Annotated in this window: 17 protein-coding genes; 8 read left to right on the forward strand and 9 right to left on the reverse strand. The window is 69.0% G+C overall.

Going from position 1 to position 16,341, the window contains the following annotated elements; all coding sequences use genetic code 11:
* The first annotated feature begins 23 nt into the window (after positions 1-23).
* Positions 24-1,001: a LysR family transcriptional regulator gene (locus AC1DFU_RS00125; protein ID WP_255370860.1), complete on the forward strand. Its 978-nt coding sequence runs from the start codon at positions 24-26 to the stop codon at positions 999-1,001.
* A gap of 69 nt (positions 1,002-1,070) precedes the next feature.
* On the opposite strand, the gene AC1DFU_RS00130 is transcribed toward AC1DFU_RS00125, so the two are convergent.
* Positions 1,071-1,349 (reverse strand): hypothetical protein, encoded by a 279-nt coding sequence (locus AC1DFU_RS00130; RefSeq protein ID WP_092296065.1) that lies wholly within the window; start codon positions 1,347-1,349, stop codon positions 1,071-1,073.
* A 164-nt stretch (positions 1,350-1,513) separates the two neighbouring features.
* Positions 1,514-2,065 carry a YggT family protein gene (locus tag AC1DFU_RS00135; protein WP_092296062.1) on the reverse strand — a complete coding sequence of 184 codons (552 nt, stop codon included), beginning with the start codon at positions 2,063-2,065 and terminating at the stop codon, positions 1,514-1,516.
* 174 nt (positions 2,066-2,239) lie between these two features.
* On the opposite strand from AC1DFU_RS00135, the gene AC1DFU_RS00140 reads away from it, so the two are divergent.
* A complete protein-coding gene (locus AC1DFU_RS00140) occupies positions 2,240-2,692 on the forward strand; it encodes a MarR family winged helix-turn-helix transcriptional regulator (protein WP_441592674.1) in 453 nt (150 codons plus the stop codon).
* Positions 2,693-2,815: 123 nt separating this feature from the next.
* Complete coding sequence (locus AC1DFU_RS00145; RefSeq protein WP_441592673.1) at positions 2,816-3,556, forward strand: glycine zipper 2TM domain-containing protein; 741 nt, start codon at positions 2,816-2,818, stop codon at positions 3,554-3,556.
* Positions 3,557-3,563: 7 nt separating this feature from the next.
* On the opposite strand, the gene AC1DFU_RS00150 is transcribed toward AC1DFU_RS00145, so the two are convergent.
* The 3 genes from AC1DFU_RS00150 to AC1DFU_RS00160 all read right to left on the reverse strand — a co-directional run bounded on the left by AC1DFU_RS00150 (position 3,564) and on the right by AC1DFU_RS00160 (position 5,797).
* Complete coding sequence (locus AC1DFU_RS00150; protein ID WP_092296054.1) at positions 3,564-4,280, reverse strand: dienelactone hydrolase family protein; 717 nt, start codon at positions 4,278-4,280, stop codon at positions 3,564-3,566.
* A 228-nt stretch (positions 4,281-4,508) separates the two neighbouring features.
* Positions 4,509-4,937, reverse strand: coding sequence for a hypothetical protein (locus AC1DFU_RS00155; RefSeq protein ID WP_441592672.1), 429 nt, complete (start codon positions 4,935-4,937; stop codon positions 4,509-4,511).
* Between the two features lie 251 nt (positions 4,938-5,188).
* On the reverse strand, positions 5,189-5,797 hold the full coding sequence (locus tag AC1DFU_RS00160; RefSeq protein WP_092296049.1) for a phospholipase D family nuclease: 609 nt from the start codon (positions 5,795-5,797) through the stop codon (positions 5,189-5,191).
* A gap of 164 nt (positions 5,798-5,961) precedes the next feature.
* Here AC1DFU_RS00160 and AC1DFU_RS00165 point away from each other — a divergent pair, with 164 nt between their 5' ends.
* Positions 5,962-6,168, forward strand: a complete 207-nt coding sequence (locus tag AC1DFU_RS00165) for a dodecin (protein WP_092296046.1) — start codon at positions 5,962-5,964, stop codon at positions 6,166-6,168.
* Here the strand turns inward: AC1DFU_RS00165 and AC1DFU_RS00170 are convergent.
* From AC1DFU_RS00170 to AC1DFU_RS00185, 4 genes are all read right to left on the reverse strand, one after another.
* Positions 6,143-6,949, reverse strand: a complete 807-nt coding sequence (locus AC1DFU_RS00170; RefSeq protein ID WP_441592671.1) for a tetratricopeptide repeat protein — start codon at positions 6,947-6,949, stop codon at positions 6,143-6,145. The two genes, AC1DFU_RS00165 and AC1DFU_RS00170, sit on opposite strands and share 26 nt — an antisense overlap.
* Positions 6,950-6,965: 16 nt before the next feature.
* On the reverse strand, positions 6,966-9,233 hold the full coding sequence (locus AC1DFU_RS00175) for a TonB-dependent receptor (protein ID WP_477159839.1): 2,268 nt from the start codon (positions 9,231-9,233) through the stop codon (positions 6,966-6,968).
* A 150-nt stretch (positions 9,234-9,383) separates the two neighbouring features.
* On the reverse strand, positions 9,384-11,060 hold the full coding sequence (locus tag AC1DFU_RS00180) for a ShlB/FhaC/HecB family hemolysin secretion/activation protein (protein WP_441592669.1): 1,677 nt from the start codon (positions 11,058-11,060) through the stop codon (positions 9,384-9,386).
* Between the two features lie 136 nt (positions 11,061-11,196).
* Positions 11,197-12,495 carry a collagen-like triple helix repeat-containing protein gene (locus AC1DFU_RS00185; protein ID WP_092296034.1) on the reverse strand — a complete coding sequence of 433 codons (1,299 nt, stop codon included), beginning with the start codon at positions 12,493-12,495 and terminating at the stop codon, positions 11,197-11,199.
* A 484-nt stretch (positions 12,496-12,979) separates the two neighbouring features.
* Between AC1DFU_RS00185 and AC1DFU_RS00190 the strand changes: the two genes are divergently transcribed.
* The 4 genes from AC1DFU_RS00190 (at position 12,980) to cpaB (ending at position 16,318) form a co-directional block, all read left to right on the forward strand.
* Complete coding sequence (locus AC1DFU_RS00190) at positions 12,980-14,074, forward strand: collagen-like triple helix repeat-containing protein (RefSeq protein ID WP_441592668.1); 1,095 nt, start codon at positions 12,980-12,982, stop codon at positions 14,072-14,074.
* 443 nt (positions 14,075-14,517) lie between these two features.
* The gene (locus AC1DFU_RS00195; protein WP_092296028.1) at positions 14,518-14,712 is read left to right on the forward strand and encodes a Flp family type IVb pilin; all 195 of its coding nucleotides are present in this window, start codon (positions 14,518-14,520) and stop codon (positions 14,710-14,712) included.
* Between the two features lie 213 nt (positions 14,713-14,925).
* The gene (locus AC1DFU_RS00200) at positions 14,926-15,387 is read left to right on the forward strand and encodes a TadE/TadG family type IV pilus assembly protein (protein ID WP_092296026.1); all 462 of its coding nucleotides are present in this window, start codon (positions 14,926-14,928) and stop codon (positions 15,385-15,387) included.
* Positions 15,388-15,448: 61 nt separating this feature from the next.
* Entirely contained in the window at positions 15,449-16,318 is an 870-nt protein-coding gene (cpaB, locus tag AC1DFU_RS00205) for a Flp pilus assembly protein CpaB (protein ID WP_092296023.1), read from the forward strand.
* The last annotated feature ends 23 nt before the right edge of the window (positions 16,319-16,341 follow it).

Below are 16,341 nucleotides of genomic sequence, written 5' to 3' on the forward strand. Positions count from 1 at the left end.
AAATGTCGCAGGTCATCGGGTCAGTGAACGAAACAATTCAGTGGAATGATTGGGAGGCGTTCTGCTGCGTCGTCGAGCAGGGCACCTTCACGGCGGCAGCGGCGGCGCTGGACTGCCCCAAATCCAGGGTGTCGGCCGCCGTGGCGCGGCTGGAAACGGCCATCGGCGCCAAGCTGCTCGAGCGCACCACGCGCCGCATGCGCCTCACCGATGCCGGGGGCGCGGTCTATCGCGACGTGGCCCCGCTGTTCGCGCGGCTGCGCGAGATCCGCCAGGAAACCCTGGCGCGCGAGGAGCGCGTGCAGGGCATGCTGCGCATCGCCACGCCGTACGAGTTCGGCGCCCAGCAACTGGGCGGTGTGATCTGCCGAACACTTGCGGCGCATCCCGCACTCGATATCACGGTGGAGATTTCCCAGGGCTTGGTCGATCCGATCCGCGAGGGCTTCGACATCGCCTTCGTCACGGTGGAGACCGAACTGCCCGACTCCGGCACCATCGCCCGGCGCATCTGGCACGTGGAACGCGGCCTGGTGGCCGCGCCCTCGCTGGCGGCGAGCCTGCCGGCGCAGATGCATCCCGAGGATCTCTCGAACATGCCGACGCTGGCCACGCCCGGCGTCTCGGTCTGGGAGTTCGCGCGCGATGGCGAGCGCATTTCGGTGCCGATCCGCCCGCGCATGCAGACCTATAACGCCGAACTGCGCATGCAGGCCGCGCTGGCCGGGCTGGGCATCGCCCGGGTGCCGATGACGGCCGCCGAGACCGAGATCGCGCAGGGCCGGCTGGTGCGGGTGATGCCCGACTATCCGCTGCCGCCGCTGCGCGTCTTCGCGCTGCTGCCCGACCGGCGCCTGCAACCGCGCAAGGTGCGCGCGTTCATGGAAGCCATCGAATCGATGATGGGCGCGGATCTGGGCGATCTGGCCGAGCCGGCGGCGCGGATGGCGCCCGCTGGACGGGTGGAAGCCTTCGAGCGGATGGAGCAGGGGGAAGTCTAGCGGGGCGTGGGGAGCGCCCCGGGGGTGCTGCCGGGCGGCATTGCGCCGCCCTTGGTACTGCTACGCGGCTCAGGCGCCTTCGCTGAACTGGTCGCGCTGCTCGGTCACGGTGCGGGCACCTTCCGAGTACACGTCGCGCTTCTCGGTCACGCCGCGCGCGCCTTCCGAGTACACATCACGCTTTTCGGTCACGCCACGGGCGCCGTCGGTGTACGGGTCAGCCTTGCCGACGCGGCCGATGCTGCCGTCGAGGCGGGCCAGGTCCGTGATCGATTGCGAAGCCTGGGCAGAGGCGGCGCCGGCGGCCAGGCCGAGGGCGAGGAGGGTGAGGGCGAGGGTCTTCTTCATGGTCGTGCTGTTCCTACTTATTGGCAGAGATCGCGGTGGGTCCGCGGTGGCTGTAATGTAGGCTTCGGCACGCACAGGAAAAAGGGTAAATCCTCGAAAGACTGTCCAGTCAGCTGGACAATAAGGGTTAACCCTAGGGAGTCGATCTGTGCTAGCCTTGCGGCTCAGATCACGCCACGGCTCACGCTGGCGATGACCATCAGCAGGATCTGCGCGATCACGAACAGGATCAGCGGCGAGATGTCGAAGCCGCCCAGGCGCGGTATCACGCGCTGGAGCGGGCGCAGCATCGGCGCGGTCAGGTGCCACAGCGCCGGCGCCATCGGCGATTGCGGGTTGACCCACGACAGGATCGCCATCAGCAACGTCACCCACATCACCATGCTGATGCCCCACTTGAGCACGTTGAGCAGGCTGAGGGCGAGGATCACCGGCAGGAAGGCCAGCGGATCCGCATCCAGCACCAGCGCACGGCAGACCAGGAACAGCACGGCGGTCAGGTAGGCCGCGATCAATGTGGCCCAGTCGATGCCGCCGAAGCCCGGAATGATGCGGCGCAGCGGCCGGACGATCCAGTCCGTGACCTGGAACACGCCCTGCGACACCGGATTGCGCGACGGCAGCCGGGTCAGTTGCATCCAGAGGCGCAGCAGCAGTGCCATGCCGAACAGCGTGAAGACGGTATCAAGCAGGAACAGGACAATTTCCGTGAACATCGGGCGGATTTCCGGGTTGGCGGTGTTAGGGTGTCGGTCTCCGCACAGATTCTGCCATACCCCGTCCGGCGCGCATGCGGAAATGCGCGCCAGCGCACCGGAGGATGCCTGCGGGCACAAGGGGTGCTTTTATAATGAGCGCCGGATTTCCCCCTCTGCAAAACTGATTCTTCAATGCCACGCAAGCCCGCCGCGCCCCAAACCGCCCTGACCAAGCAGGATTTCGAGGCGCTGTCCGATTTCCGATACCAGTTGCGGCGTTTCCTGCGGTTTTCCGAAGACGCCGCGCGCGCCGAAGGCGTGACGGTGCAGCAATACCTGCTGATGCTCCACATCCGCGGCTCGGCGGAGCGGAACTGGGCCTCGGTGGGCGAGCTGGCCGAGCGCCTGCAGGCCAAGCAGCATGGCGTGGTGGCGCTGGTGAACCGCTGCGAGGCGGCCGGGCTGGTCAGCCGCAAGGTGAATCCCGACGACCGCCGCGTGGTGCAGATCCACCTGCTGGCCAAGGGCGAGCGCTGCCTGAACCGGCTGGCGATGCTGCACCGGGCCGAACTCGAGTCCCTGCGCAATACCTTCCGCGTGGCCCGCATCACGGCGTTCAACGACGACGGCGCTGATCGGCTCTGATTCGTCCACGGGCGGCGTTACAGCCCGTTACCCATCACAATCTCCCGTGACACCTGCCGCCGAGCCCCGGCTCTAGACTCGCGCGCATCATCCACACGCGCATTGGCCGCAGGAGTCTCCACCATGTCTTTCCCGTTTCGTTCCACGGCGTTGGCCGTCATCGCCGCCGGCGCGCTGGCCGGCTGTGTCACCGCGCCGTATGGCAATGGTTATGCCGACGGGTACGGTACCGGCTATGGAGGCGGCTACGGCAGCAACTACGGCGGTGGCTACCCGCAGCAGGCGGGGTATGGCACCAGCGGCACCAGCGGCACGCAGATCAGCGGCGGGTATCCGGCGCAGTCGTATCCCCAGTCGGGCTATCCCCAGCAGCCAGCGTACCAGCAGCCGGGCTACCCGCAGCCAGCGTATCCGCAGTCGGGCTATCCGCAGTCCGGCTATCCCCAGGCGTCCTACCCCCAGCAGCCCGGTTACGACCAGTACGGCTATCCGGCGACACAGCCGGGCGATGGTGCCGACCCGTACGCGGTGCGCTACGGCTGGGTGGAATCGATCGAGATGGTGCGGGGCCAGCCTGCGGACACCAGCGGCGTCGGCGCAGTGATCGGCGGCGTGGCGGGCGGGCTGCTCGGCCATCAGGTGGGCGGCGGGCGCGGCAATACCATCGCCACGATTGGCGGCGCGGTCGCCGGCGCCGTGGCCGGCAACGCGGTGGAGAAGCAGACCAACACTGGGCCGGCGGCCTACCGGGTGCGCGTGCGCACCAACGACAGCGGCTACCTGACCCTCACGCAGGCCAGCCCGTACAACCTGCGTTCGGGCGACCGCGTGAAGATACAGAACGGCGTGGCCGTGCCTTACTGAGCGGGGCTCAGGACAGCGCGTTGGCCAGGAAGGTCAGCGCGCGACCATGGGCCAGCGCCGCCGAGCGCTGATGGAACGAGGCGCGTGCCCAGCAGTTGAAGCCGTGATCGGCCTGATCGTAGACGAAGACCTCGGTGCCGCGCTTGCCGGCCACGGCCTGGCGCACCTGTTCGACATGCTCGGGCAGGATGTGCTTGTCCAGCGCGCCATAGTGGAACTGCACCGGCACGTTCAGCGCGGCGGCCTCGTGCAGCTGGTTCTGGATGCCGCCGCCGTAGTACGGCACGGCTGCATCGACCAGACCCCGCGCCGCCGCCAGGTACGACAGCAGCCCGCCGAAGCAGTAGCCCACTGCCGCCACCTTGCCCCCCGTGCCAATCTCGGCACGCAGCGCGGTGGCCGTGGCGCCGATGTCCGACACCGCGGCTTCCAGGTCCACGCTGGTGCGCAGCGCCATCGCCTGTTCCCAGTCCGGGCCGCTGTAGCCCAGCTCCACGCGCGGCGCCTTGCGCCAGAACACGTCCGGGGCCAGCACCACGTAGCCGTCCGCCGCGTACTGGTCCGCCACCGAGCGGATGTGCTCGTTCACACCGAAGATCTCCTGAATCAGCACGATGCCGGGATTGCCGGGCTGCTTGCCGCCCGGCGGCAGGCTCAGGTAGGCGTCAAAGCTGCCATCGGCGGTGTCGATGCGAATCCAGCGGCTGTCGGGCTTGGTCGTCATGATGCGAACTCTCCAGGGTTTGAGGCACTCCACAATAGAACCCGGAAGTGTGCCATTCCTGTTGCATTCATGCAGGCCGTGGCCGAAAACCGTGGGCAACTACGTGGGCAAAAACGCGGGCAAAAAAATATGCCGGCCCCGCGGGGACGGGGCCGGCATGGGGCCGCGCAGGGGATGGCGGCTCAGGGCTGCATATCTATATAGATAGAGGCCGGTTGGGGCGGTTCCCTACCAACGCAACTGCACGTTCTTCTCGCCAGGGCTCAGGGTGGTCCGCTTGGACGTCCCCTCGAACGTGGCCACTACCTGGTACGACGCGCGCGGGCCCTTGATCAGGCAGCGCGGGCCGGTGGACGTGAACTCCGCCACCTGCTTGCCGTTCCGCATCAGCTTCACGTTGACGTCCGAGAGGTACTCGCCCCGGCCGCCCTGCGTGAAGAGCAGGCCCATGTCGTACTCGCGGGCCGCGCTGTTCATTTCCGCCTGTTCGTCCGCCGCCACGCCACCACATATATAGGTGAACGGACCGGCGCTGGACGTGCTCATGTCGGCGCGGGCGCCCATCGACAAGCCCAGCGACGCCACGGCCACGCCGATGACGCAAAGCGCGCGCGCCCCTCGGCGCACGGGTTTATCGGTGTTCTGATTGGTAAGCATATTTCCTCCTGCCAGGTTGGCCGGCGGCGCGCGAGGGGGCGATCGGACGATGCGAGAGGGCAGGCTCGAAACATCGCCGGAGAGGGTCTGGCGGGGGATCATGGCCGGCATGACCCCGGGCAATCGCCGTTCGCGGCATCCGGGGATACACACCTGAAGTAGACACCGGCGCGGGCGGCCGGTCTGTCAGCGTTTGGCTGATCCTGCTGCGGGAGGATGCCGAGGGGCCGGGGGAGGCCCCTGGCGTGTGATCAGTACGCGGAGGACTGCTCGAAGCGGGTGCGCCAGTTCTCGGTATAGGCGCGCACCACGGCGGCGTCGCCCCGGATCAGCATGCCGTTCTCGGCGTTACGCTGCTCGGCGGACTTGGTGAAGTTGAACGAGCCGGTGAAGACCGCCTGGTCGTCGAACACCATGACCTTGTTGTGGGCGATGGCCGGCTTGGTATCGATCACCACGGGAATCCCCGCATTCTTGAGGAAGGTGGCGCTGGTGTAGCGCTCGGAGACCTGGCTCTTGTCCACGATCACGCGCACGTCCACGCCGCGCTGGTGCGCATCGGCCACGGCCTTGGCGATCTGCGCGTTGGTGAACGAGTACGCCTGGATCAGCAGCTTGCGGCGGGTGTTGTGGATGGCATCGATCAGCATGTCCTGGCAGCTCGGGCCGTCCGGCACGAAGCAGAGCGTATAGGTGCTGCCGGCCGCGAACGCGCTCGGGCGCGCGGCGGGCGTGAGCGCATCGGCCAGACGCTCGAGCGTGGAGGTGGTGCGGGCCTGGGCCACGGCGGCGAGGCCGGTGGCGGCAACCATCAGGCTCGCCAGGGCGAGCCGCTTGCAACGGTGAAGGGAAGTAAACATCAGGTTACAGAGTGGTGGCAGAAGTTCAGCGGCCCGCAGCGTAACAGTGGAAGCGGCCCTTCCGCAACCCGCGCGGGGGGCCCTGCGGCGTCCGTGGCCCTTGGGCTTGCCGGACATGCTGCCTATGATGGAAGGCACAACGCCAGATGCGACAGGAGACCACCATGACGAACCACACCTACAAGCTGGTCGAAATCGTCGGCTCATCCGCCGACGGCTGCGACGGTGCCATCCGCAACGCCATTGCCAAAGCCGGTGAAACCATCAAGAACATCGACTGGTTCGAAGTGATCGAAACGCGCGGCCATGTGCAGGACGGCAAGATCGCGCACTTCCAGGTCATGATCAAGGTGGGGTTCCGGGTGAACTGAGGCGCACCGCCCGGGCGCCCCGTGCGCCCGGGGCGCCTTGCACCGCATCCGCCAGCGCGCGTAGTGCGGGTTGCGGTGCCGCAACCAGCCAGGCCAGCATCTTGTCGACGAACGGCGCGTTGGCCGTCAGGGCCGCGCGCCGGACCCATGCGCGCGCGGGTATCTCGTGCCCGGCCAGCGCCAGCATGCGCGCGTGGTTGAAGCAGCCGCGGAAGTCCCCGCCCGCCGCGGCGCGACGGTAGTGGTCCGCCGCGCAGGCGAGGTTGCGCGCCACGTGCCAGCCATCTTCATAGAAGCCCCCGACGACGTTGAGCGACTTGGCATGGCCGCGTGCCGCCGCGCGCTCGAACCACGTGAAGGCGGCGGCGCGGCTGGCGGCCATGCCGCGCCCGAGCGCCAGCGACGTGGCGAAGTTGTACATCCCCCAATCGGAACCGCGCAGGGCTGCGGTGTGGAACCAGTGCGTGGCGGCGCGCGCATCGGCCGCCGTGCCCCAGCCGTTCTCGTAGCAGCGGCCGACGAGGTTGGCGGCGCCGGCGTGCCCGCACAGCGCCGCCCGCTTGAACCAGTAGTGCGCGCGGGCGGCATCGGGCGGCAGGCCCCGCCCGGCGAGGAACCACTGGCCGAGCGTCATCTGCGCATCGAGCTGGCCGCTGACGGCTGCCGCGCCGAGCCAGCGTAGCGCCGGTCCGGGCGGGCCAGCCAGCACGTCGCGCAGGGCATCGGGCGCAAGCTGGCCCAACTCCAGCGCGGAGGCCACGCGGAATGGCAGCGTATCCATCCTCCGTCTCCGGCTGTCAGTAGCGCAGCGTGAGGGTCAGCGTGGCGGCGCGGCCCGGCGCCATCGTGGCGTAGTGGTTGCGGTGCGCCTGCGCGTAGTAGGCCTTGTCGGTCAGGTTCTGCAGATTGAGCTGCACGCTGGCGAACTTGCTCAGCCGGTACGCGGCCATCGCGTCGAAGCGCCAGTAGGCCGGCACCCACTTCGTATTGGCCTCGTTGCCCCAGACCTTGGACACGTAGTTGGCGCCGCCCCCGAGGATCAGGCCCGGCAACACCTCGTAGGTGGACCAGAAGCTGAAGCTGTCAGCCGGGGTGTTCGGGAACGCGTTGCCGTCGGTGGCGCCGTTCGCCGTGCCCTTGCCGCCGTTCCGGCGCAGCGTGGCCTTCTGGTGGGTGTAGCCGCCGTACACGGCCCATCTGGCCGTGACGTTGCCGGCGAAGCCAAGTTCCACGCCATCCACGCGCCGCTCGCCGGCCATGCGCGCCGTGCCGTCCTGCTCGAGGATCCGCGTATTGTCCGTGTCGATGCGGAACACGGCGGCGGTCAGGGCCAGCTTCTCGCCCAGCACATCCCACTTGGTGCCCAACTCGAAAGCGCGGCTTTTCTCGGGCGCGAGCTGGTCGCCGCGATTGCCGGCGGCGTCGGTCGCCAGCGAATTGGATTCCGCCCCCTGGCCGAGGAACGAGCCCGCCGGCGTGGACGACGTGCCGAAGCTCGCATACACGCTGCCCCACGTCACCGGCTTGTAGACCGCGCCGAGCTGGTAGTTGACCAGCGTGTCCTGCCGCGAGAACTGGTTGCGCACGCCGCTGGCGTTGGGCGCCTGCGTCAGCGTGGTGTCATAGCGATCGAGCCGCAGGCCGGCATTGACCAGCCATTGCGGCGTGATCTCGGCTGAGTCGAACAGGTAGGCAGACAGCGTCCGGGTGCGCACATCGGTCGGCCGGTGGTTGCGCTGGATCGCGCCTGCCCACGGATCGGCCGGATTGGGATCGAACACGGTCGTGCAGTTGTAGCCGCTGGCCGCGCCGGCGCCATTGGCGCAGCGGCGGTCGCCGGTATCGACCTTGTAGGTATCCCAGTTGGCCTTCTCCTCGGAGAATTCGACGCCCGCCACGTACTTGTGGCCGATGGCGCCGGTACGGAAGGTGCCGGACAGGTCGGTCTGGTTGGCCACCGTGTCGACGGTGCCCACGCGGGTGTTGGCGCGCCGCCAGAGCAGGTTGTAGTAGGTGTTGCCGAGGTTGGAGTCCGGCTGGGTCCAGATGAAGTCCTGCTGGGTGCGCGCGAGCCGCGTCTGGTTTCGGAGCTTGAGCGCGGGGCTGAAATCGTGCTCGATACGCAGCGTGCCGGTGTCGTTCTGCTCCTTCTGGAAGTCACGGTTCAGCAGGCCGTAGTGGGTCTCGCGCGGCACGTCGAGCGGCCGGCCATCGCCGGTCGGGCGCACCCGGGGCCGCCCGTCCTTGCGGGCGGTGTGGGGCGCGTTGTTGTAGGGAATGCCGATGTCGGGCTGGTCGTCGGTCTGCAAGTGATACCAGGAGGCGGTGACGCGCGTGGCGGTGCCCAGCCCGATGGCGACGGACGGCGCCACGCCCCACCGGCTCACGCGCGCGGCGTCGCGCCCGGGGATGTCGCTGCTGTGGGACATCGCATTGAGCCGCACGGCGGCATGCTCGCCGATGCGCCAGTTGCCATCCACCGTCGCGCGCACGTACTCGGCATTGCCCACGCCGAGGGTGCCTTCGGCGAAGCGCTCCAGCCGGGGTGCTTTGCTCTGGATGTTGATCGTGCCGCCAGCGCCGCCCCGTCCGTCATAGGCGCCGGCCGGCCCCTTGTTGACCTGCACCGACTCCACGTTGAACATCTCGCGCGACTGCGCGCCGATGTCCCGGAAGCCATCGAGGAAGGTGCTGGCCTGCGCGTCATAGCCACGGATGAACGGCCGGTCGCCGATGGGATTGCCGCCTTCGCCCGCGCCGAACGTGATGCCCGGCACGGTGCGCAGCACCTCGGTCAGGCTGGTGGCGGCCGTCGTGCGGATGACCTCCTGCGGAATCACGCTGACCGAGCGCGCGGTGTCGCGCAGCGCTTCGGGGTCCTTGGGCGATCCGGTGGACGCGGCGCGGAAGCCGTCGTGGCGGTCTTCGTTGACGGTGACCGGTGGCAGCTCCACCTGCGCCAGCGCCGCCACGGGTGCGGCGGCGAGGGCCACGCCCACGGCCTGCGTCAGCCGGGGCAACGACGCCCCGGCACGGCCTTCTGATGCTTCGTCGGATTGGGACAATGTGGCCGATCCGGCCACGACGCGTGAGACCTGCATGACAACCCCCTGGTACGTGCTGATGTGTACAAATGCGAGCCATTCTCATTTGCGGGTGACGCGGGGGTCAAGGATCGAACTGCACCAAACCGCCTCAGCGGCTGGTGCGGTGACTCAATCGAACTGGTACGACCACAGCAGGTTGAAGCGCGGCGAGCGATGGCTCGCATTGGTGGGTTTGTCGCCCACCGGCTGGGCCACCGAGACGTCCATCGTGTAGTAGCGCCGGTCCGAAAAACGTAGGCCGATGGCCAGCGACTGCAGCGTCCGGTGCGAGAGCGACACGCTGTTCGAAACCACGCGCGCCATGTCCGCCACCAGGAACGGCTGGAGCGTCTTCAGGTAGGTGAAATCCACCGTGAACAGCCGGTTGAGTTCCGCCGAGGCGCCCCAGCCCTTGTCCCCGGCCACCTCGCCCGCCGGATAGCCGAGGCCGAAGAAGCGCCCGCCGAAGCTGATCTGCTCGCTCGACGCCAGCCGCTGGTCGCTGAACTGCCCGGCCGCCGAGAGCGCCATGCCGAAGCCGAACGGCAGGTCGTTGGCCTGCGAGACCAGCAGTCGGGTGCGCAGGAAGTTCAGATCATTCTGATTGTTTTCCCGATTCGCGCCGAGCGCGTCGAAGCCCTTGTAGAGGCCGAGCGTGGCGCTGCGCGTGACACCCTCCGCGCGCTGGACGTAGCCCATCTCCAGGCTCGCCACGCGCACGCTGGTGGACAGCTCCACCTGGCGGCCCGCGCCCGGCTGCACGGCCTGGGTGTAGCGCTCGAACTGGCTGTTCGCGTACATCCCGCCGGTCAGCGTCAGCGCGTGGCGGTTATTGAGGATGAGCGGATAGCTCAGCGTGCCGCCGAGCCGCTTCGAGTCGTTCACGTAGCGCGATTCGAAGCCGATTGGCGCCAGCGCGGCGTTCTCGGGCACGCCACGGTAGTGGGAGGCGGTGAGCTTGGCGAGCATGCCCTCGGTGCCGATCGGCTGCGCGTAGCTGGCCGCGTAGTACTCCTCGTTATCGCGCCCTTTCGGGAACAGCGTGGAGACCGAGAGCTGCTCGCCCAGCGGCGTCAGGCTGTTGGTGGTGGCCGTGGCGATGGCCCGCACGCCGGGGGACATCCACTCCACGCCGGTGCCGAACGTGAACGGCTTGCGCTTGACCTCAAGCACCATCTCGCAGGCGCCGTCCGTGGTGGTGGGCGGCTGCACGGTGGCCGCCACCTGCATGCCGGGCTGCTGCGCCAGCACGTTGACGTAGTGCTCGAAGCGCTCCTGGCGCAGCGGCCGGTCCTGCTTGAGCTGCTCGGCGATCTTGCGCAGCCGCGCTTCGGCGGGACCGGGCTTGCCTCGCACCGTGACGTTGGCGACGTAGCCCTCCACCACGGTGACCAGCACATCGCCATGCTCGAAGGACTGCGCCGGCACGAAGGCGAACGAGAGCGGGTAGCCGGCTTCCTTGTATAGCTGCGTGACGGACTCGGCGGCCTGGAGCAGTTCGGCGACGGTGATCTCGCGGTTGGCCAGCGGCGCAAACTTGGCGGCGATCTGGTCGAAGGGCAGCGTCCTGGCGCCCTCGATGCGGAAGTGGCGCGGCGTCAGGCGCGAGGCCAGCAGGTTCTGCAGGGCGGCGTCGGGCCGCTCCACCTGCACCGTGACGTTGCTGTCGGCCGGCTTGCTCGGCGCTATGCGCGGCAGGGTCTGGGTCGGGTCGCCTTGTACCGGGCCCCGTTCGGCAAAAGTGAGACTGCTGTGGCAGGCGCCGGCGCTGAGCAGCAGCGCGGCAACACGGACGCGTGGTCGCATGGCAATACCCCAAGGCAAGAAAGCACAGCTTCGCGGCTATGCGTGGCGTGCCACGGCGGGCGGGGATGCCGCTATCCCCGCCGCCTTGCGGTGGCCGCTACGCTTGTGTGTGCAGTGCGATGTCGATGGGAGGCCGTCAGCGCCGCGCGCCGGCGCCCGCGCCGAGGGCGCCAGTCAGGCCGCCGACCAGCCCGCCGACGAGGCCGGTGACTGGGGCGGTGATCGGGGCAAGCGGGTTTGCCGGCTTGCTTCCGCCCGTGCCGCCGCTGGGCGTCGGCGTGGTCGGCGCAGGGGTGGTCGTCGCCGGCGCGTTGCCGCCGGTCAGCCCGGCAACCAGGCCCGTCACCGGCGCAAGCGGGCCGGACGTCCCGGAGCCGCCGCCAGCGTTACCGCCCGTCAGGCCAGACGTGATGCCGCTGACCAGTCCCGTCACCGGCGCCAGCGGGCCAGCGCCGCCGCTGGCCGGGCCGTTCACTGCGCCACCGAGGGACGCCACCGTGTTGCCCGTGCCTGTGACGATGCCGCCCACGCCGGACACCACGGGCTTCTGCGTCGATTGCAGCGAGGTGCCGGCCGTCGCCAGCGCGCCGCCCACCGTGGTCAGCAGGTTGCTGACCGGCTGGCCGAGGCCGGTGGCCGCGCCGAGCGTCTGGGTGCTGCTGGTCAGCGTGGACGTGAGCGGCACGATGGCCTTGCTCACGCCGCTGGTCAGCTGCTCGACCGGGCCGGTGGAAAGCGCGGTGCCGAGCTTGCCGCCGGTATCGGTCACGGCGCCGCCGACTTGCGAGACCACGCCGCCGAGCGGGTTGGTCAGCGCCCCGAGCGGCGCCAGCGGGCCGCTGCCGAGGCCGCTGACCGCGCCGCCGGCGTTCGTCACCGCGTTGCCGACCTGGGCGACCACGCCACCGGTGCTGGCCACCGTGGTGCCCAGCGGGTTGGTGGCGTTCGGCATATTGCCGAGCCCGGCCTGCACGCCGTTGCCCAGCGTGTTCACGGCGCTGCCGAGCGAGGTCACCACGCCGGCCAGGCCGTTCTGCGTGGCCGGCGACACCACTGGCAGGTTCGCATCCTTGATGGCCGTGCCGACGTCGGTCACGGTATCGCCCACGCCCTTCACCACGCCGCCGGCGTTGCTGACGATGGTGCTGGTGGGCGTGAGCGCCACCGTGCCGCCGCCGCCGCCGCCGTTGTCTCCACCTCCACCGCCGCCACCGCCGCCACCACCACCGCCGTTGTTGGCCGTATCCGTGCCGGTGCCGCCCGTACCACCCGTGCCGCCGAGGCCGGCGTTGTTGCTGCCCGAGCCATTCGAGCCACCTGAGCCGCTGGTGCCCATCGACGTGGAGCCGCTGCCGCTGGCGCAGCCGCCCAGCACGATGAGCGACCCGAGCAATGCCGACAGGGCGATGTGCTTCGCGAACGTTTGATTGCGCATGACCTTTTCCCTTTTGGTTTTTTCCCGACCTGCCACGAATGCGTGGCGGTACATGCCATGGCGCAAACGGTGTGCCATGGCCGGGAATGGCCGGCAACGGCCTGCGGGCATGCCATGCGAAGGGAGGGAAGGGGGCGCGGAGAGGCGCGTCAGGCAAGCGTTTGCGGGCGGCGGGCTCAAACGCCCGCATGAAGCGGGCGGGGCTGGCGCGCGGCGGCGGCGTGTAGCGTGGGCGGGAACACGTTACGTAGCACGTAACACGCCACACGGCGTTCCGGCAGCGTTCGGCAACGCACGCCGGGGCGCGACGCGATGGCCGGAGCGCCGCGCCGGGCAACGGTCTCCGGGCGGTGGCGAGGGCGTGCGGAGCGCCCGTATTGAACGTGCGCTTGATGCTGGCACACCGCTTGCGCGCATCGGCAAGCCCGAGGGATTCGAGCACACCACACCAGCACACCATAGGAGATAGATCATGAGGTCAACGATGCAACGCGAACGTTCGGTGTCGGTCATCACCATCGCCTGTGGCGCCGTGCTGGCGCTGCTGGCCGGCTGCTCGTCGGGAGGTTCCGGCAGCGGCGCCTCGCCGAACGGGAACAACAACGTCACGCCGCCGCCGGCCACGCCGACCCCGGCTGCCTCGGTGGACACCACGCCCACCGCCAAGGTGACCGAAGGCGCCGGCAATACCGTGGTGGCCACCGGCAATGCCGTGAGCCAGATCGGCCAGCAGGTCAAGGACGCGAATCTGCCGGTGGTGCCGGATGCCGCGCAGAACGCTACCGGCGACGTGGTGATGAAGGCCGGCGACACCGTGGCCACGCTCGGCGTGGGCGTGCGGGAGGGGCTGGGCAAGATCGGCAGCGTGGACAACCCGCTCGGCGTCACTGTCGGCAACACCGGCAACGTGGTCACGCAGGCCGGCAAGACTGTAGTCAGCGCGGGCGATCTGGTCCAGTCGCTCGGCACGGAACAACTCTCGCCGCTGGCGCCCGTGACCCAGCCGGTGGGAGGCGTGGTGCAGACCGTGGGCGGCACCGTCATGCAGGTGGGCGGCAAGCTTGGCGACACCTTGTCCACCGGCCCCGTGGCGCAGCTCACCGGCAGCGCGAGCAAGGCCATCGTGCCGCTGACGACCAAGCTGACCGATACCACGCAGACCGTGGGCGGGGCCACCGGCCTGGGCGTCCCGGTCGACAACCTGCTGACCAAGCTGGGTAACACCGTGGCGACTGGCGGCAGCATGCTGACCAACGCCGGCAAGCCGATCGTCTCGCCGCTGGGCGGCGTGGTGACGGAGACCGGCAAGACCGTGGCCGCCGCCGGCGTGCTGCTGAACAACCGGAACGGCACGGGGGGCGGCACGGGCGGCAATCCGCTTGGCGGGCTGCTCAACAGCCTGCCGGTCGCCAATGCCAGCGGCAGCGGCGGCACCAATCCGCTGGCCCCGGTGACCGGCCTCGTCGGCACGGTAACCGGCGCGCTGACCAATGCGACCAACGGCACCGCCACCAGCGGCAATGCCGGCTCCCCGCTCAATGGCGTCACCGGCCTGCTGGGCGGCCTGACGCAACACTGACCCCCCCGAGCCTGAAGGTGGCTCGGGACTTTCCCTAGCCATCGCCCGGCTACTTTATGGTGCGCTGTCGTCCTTACCCCGCGCGGCGCATCCTTTTATTTCGTGCCGTGCAGCATCCCGCATCAGAACGTGCAGGACGCCGCACGGCACATTCGCTTTTATTGCCAGCGCGCGAACAATTCGGATCACGCTTTGCGCGGGGTTGCGTTGTTTCAAACGTCTGTCCCACTTTAAGCTAGGCCCCATTGGCATTCCCTTAGTTCCTATGGGGGGTATGGCTGGAGACATAGCATGTCTTATAAATGTTCTACCAGCGCCAAAAACAACAAAATCGCCGCTCAATGAAGCGGCGAACACAACCGGCATCCGGGCAGTGGCGCTGGCGGTCACGCGCAACACCCATCGGGATCGGAACTTCTTTTTTGTCGCTTCGGGAGTGCATCATGAAGAAGAACGTGCTGGCACGTTTCAGCCGCTACCAACGCGGCGCCACCGCCATTGAATATGGCCTCATCGTGGGCCTCATTGCCCTCGGCATCGTCACGGGGGCCACGGCCCTCGGCGACGGCCTCAGCCAGGGCTTCACCCAACTTTCCACCAAGGTCACCACGCTGTTCGGCGTGAAGAGCGGCAGCTAGCAGCCGCCGGCAATTCTCGACCCCTGTTGGCCACGCCGATCGCATCGGCGTGGATCGTCATGGCAATGCACCGGCCGCGGGCAGCACACGGACGGCCGGGCAAGCAACAGTGAGAGTGGTACCAAGTCGCGAAATGGCTGTCGGCGAACCTCCCCCGGCAACGGGGGAGGCCGCGCCTCCGGTTTGGCGCTAACAGAAGAGACCGGGTGAAGCATGTCATTACGGGCGAAGGCGACCCGACGCGGCCACATGGGGGTGGCGGCGCTCGAGTTCGCGATTGTGTTCCCGCTCCTGCTGACGCTGGTGCTGGGCATCGTGTACTACGGCATGGTGCTCGCGCTGCAGCAGGTGCTCACGCTCGCCGCCGAGGAAGGCGCGCGGGCCGCGCTGCGTTATCCGTTGACGTCGAACGGGGGCACGCTCGCCACCACCATCGACCTGCGGGTGTCCGCCGCGGCGCAGGCCGCGCGCGCCACGCTGCCCGATTCCCTCGCCACGCTGGTGCCCGCCGCCGATGTCGCGCAGGCCGTCGCCTGCTCCGCCCCGGCCGGTACCACCTGCGTGCGCGTCACGCTGAACCTGCCCACTACATCGCTCCTGCCCAGCGTGCCGTTGGTGCCGGTGCCCGCCACGCTGACCGGTTCGGCCGTGGTGCAGATCTCCCCAGACATCTGAGAACGATCGCCGAGAAGAATTCCGAGAACCCAGCCATGTCGATGACACCCGGAGCACCCACATGAACAGCAGGCAGATACGGATGGCGGCCGTCGCGCTGCTGGTGCTGGCGGCGCTGCTGGCGCTGCTGGCCTGGCAGGTGGCGCGTCAGGCCGCGGTGCCGCAGCCGGTGCAGGGCGCCGCGCCCATGCATGCCGTGGTGGTCACCACGCGCGCGGTGGAGGCCGGCAAGCCGCTGCCCGCCGACGCGCTCAAGGTCATGCAACTGCCGATCGACCCGACCGGCGCCTACCAGGACGTAGCGCGCGTGACCGGCCAGGTGCCCGTGGTGGCGCTCGGCGCCAATGTGCCCGTGCTCGAAGGCCAGTTGCTGGCCGGGCTGGCGCGTCAGGTGCCCGAGGGCCAGCGCGCCATGGCGGTGGCGGTGGACGAGGTGATCGGCGTCGGCCATCAGGTGCAGCCGGGCGACTATGTCGATGTCTTCGTCGTCCTGCGCCGCGACAGCCAGGAAATTGCCGACAGCCAGGCGCGCATGCTGCTCTCCCGGCTGCGCGTGCTGGCCTACGGCGCCAGCGCGGTCAACGAGGCGAAGCGAGCCGAGGGCGGCGAGCAGATGATGGCCCGCCGCGAGGGCGCCAAGACGGCGGTGCTTTCGGTGCCGCTGGAACAGGTCAGCAAGCTGGTCATGGCGCAGCAGGCCGGACGCCTGACGCTGGCGCTGCGCAACCCCAGGGACGAGACCATGCCAGGCGATGGCCTGCTCGCCGAGCCGCTGGCAAGGCTGGTCGGCACGGGGCCGGTGCGGCCTGCGGCGCAGGCCGTGGCACCCATTGCCCCCTCCATGCCAGCCCCCGCCGTGGCGCGGCCGGCATCGAACGACACCCGAAGCGGCGTGGAGATGATCCGCGCCGGCCGCCGAGACATCGAATAACGGACCCCACGGCATGCCCACCC

The sequence above is a fragment of the Cupriavidus sp. 10L45 genome (assembly GCF_056395225.1).

Bases quoted from the DNA above. Each gene is read 5' to 3' on its own strand.
- AC1DFU_RS00170 (WP_441592671.1), bottom strand. From the start codon at position 6,949: ATGGATACGCTGCCATTCCGCGTGGCCTCCGCGCTGGAGTTGGGCCAG.
- AC1DFU_RS00195 (WP_092296028.1), top strand. From the start codon at position 14,518: ATGAAGAAGAACGTGCTGGCACGTTTCAGCCGCTACCAACGCGGCGCC.
- AC1DFU_RS00160 (WP_092296049.1), bottom strand. From the start codon at position 5,797: ATGTTTACTTCCCTTCACCGTTGCAAGCGGCTCGCCCTGGCGAGCCTG.
- AC1DFU_RS00180 (WP_441592669.1), bottom strand. From the start codon at position 11,060: ATGCGACCACGCGTCCGTGTTGCCGCGCTGCTGCTCAGCGCCGGCGCC.
- AC1DFU_RS00145 (WP_441592673.1), top strand. From the start codon at position 2,816: ATGTCTTTCCCGTTTCGTTCCACGGCGTTGGCCGTCATCGCCGCCGGC.
- AC1DFU_RS00185 (WP_092296034.1), bottom strand. From the start codon at position 12,495: ATGCGCAATCAAACGTTCGCGAAGCACATCGCCCTGTCGGCATTGCTC.
- AC1DFU_RS00165 (WP_092296046.1), top strand. From the start codon at position 5,962: ATGACGAACCACACCTACAAGCTGGTCGAAATCGTCGGCTCATCCGCC.
- AC1DFU_RS00150 (WP_092296054.1), bottom strand. From the start codon at position 4,280: ATGACGACCAAGCCCGACAGCCGCTGGATTCGCATCGACACCGCCGAT.
- AC1DFU_RS00135 (WP_092296062.1), bottom strand. From the start codon at position 2,065: ATGTTCACGGAAATTGTCCTGTTCCTGCTTGATACCGTCTTCACGCTG.
- AC1DFU_RS00140 (WP_441592674.1), top strand. From the start codon at position 2,240: ATGCCACGCAAGCCCGCCGCGCCCCAAACCGCCCTGACCAAGCAGGAT.
- AC1DFU_RS00130 (WP_092296065.1), bottom strand. From the start codon at position 1,349: ATGAAGAAGACCCTCGCCCTCACCCTCCTCGCCCTCGGCCTGGCCGCC.
- AC1DFU_RS00200 (WP_092296026.1), top strand. From the start codon at position 14,926: ATGTCATTACGGGCGAAGGCGACCCGACGCGGCCACATGGGGGTGGCG.
- AC1DFU_RS00155 (WP_441592672.1), bottom strand. From the start codon at position 4,937: ATGCTTACCAATCAGAACACCGATAAACCCGTGCGCCGAGGGGCGCGC.
- AC1DFU_RS00190 (WP_441592668.1), top strand. From the start codon at position 12,980: ATGCAACGCGAACGTTCGGTGTCGGTCATCACCATCGCCTGTGGCGCC.
- cpaB (WP_092296023.1), top strand. From the start codon at position 15,449: ATGAACAGCAGGCAGATACGGATGGCGGCCGTCGCGCTGCTGGTGCTG.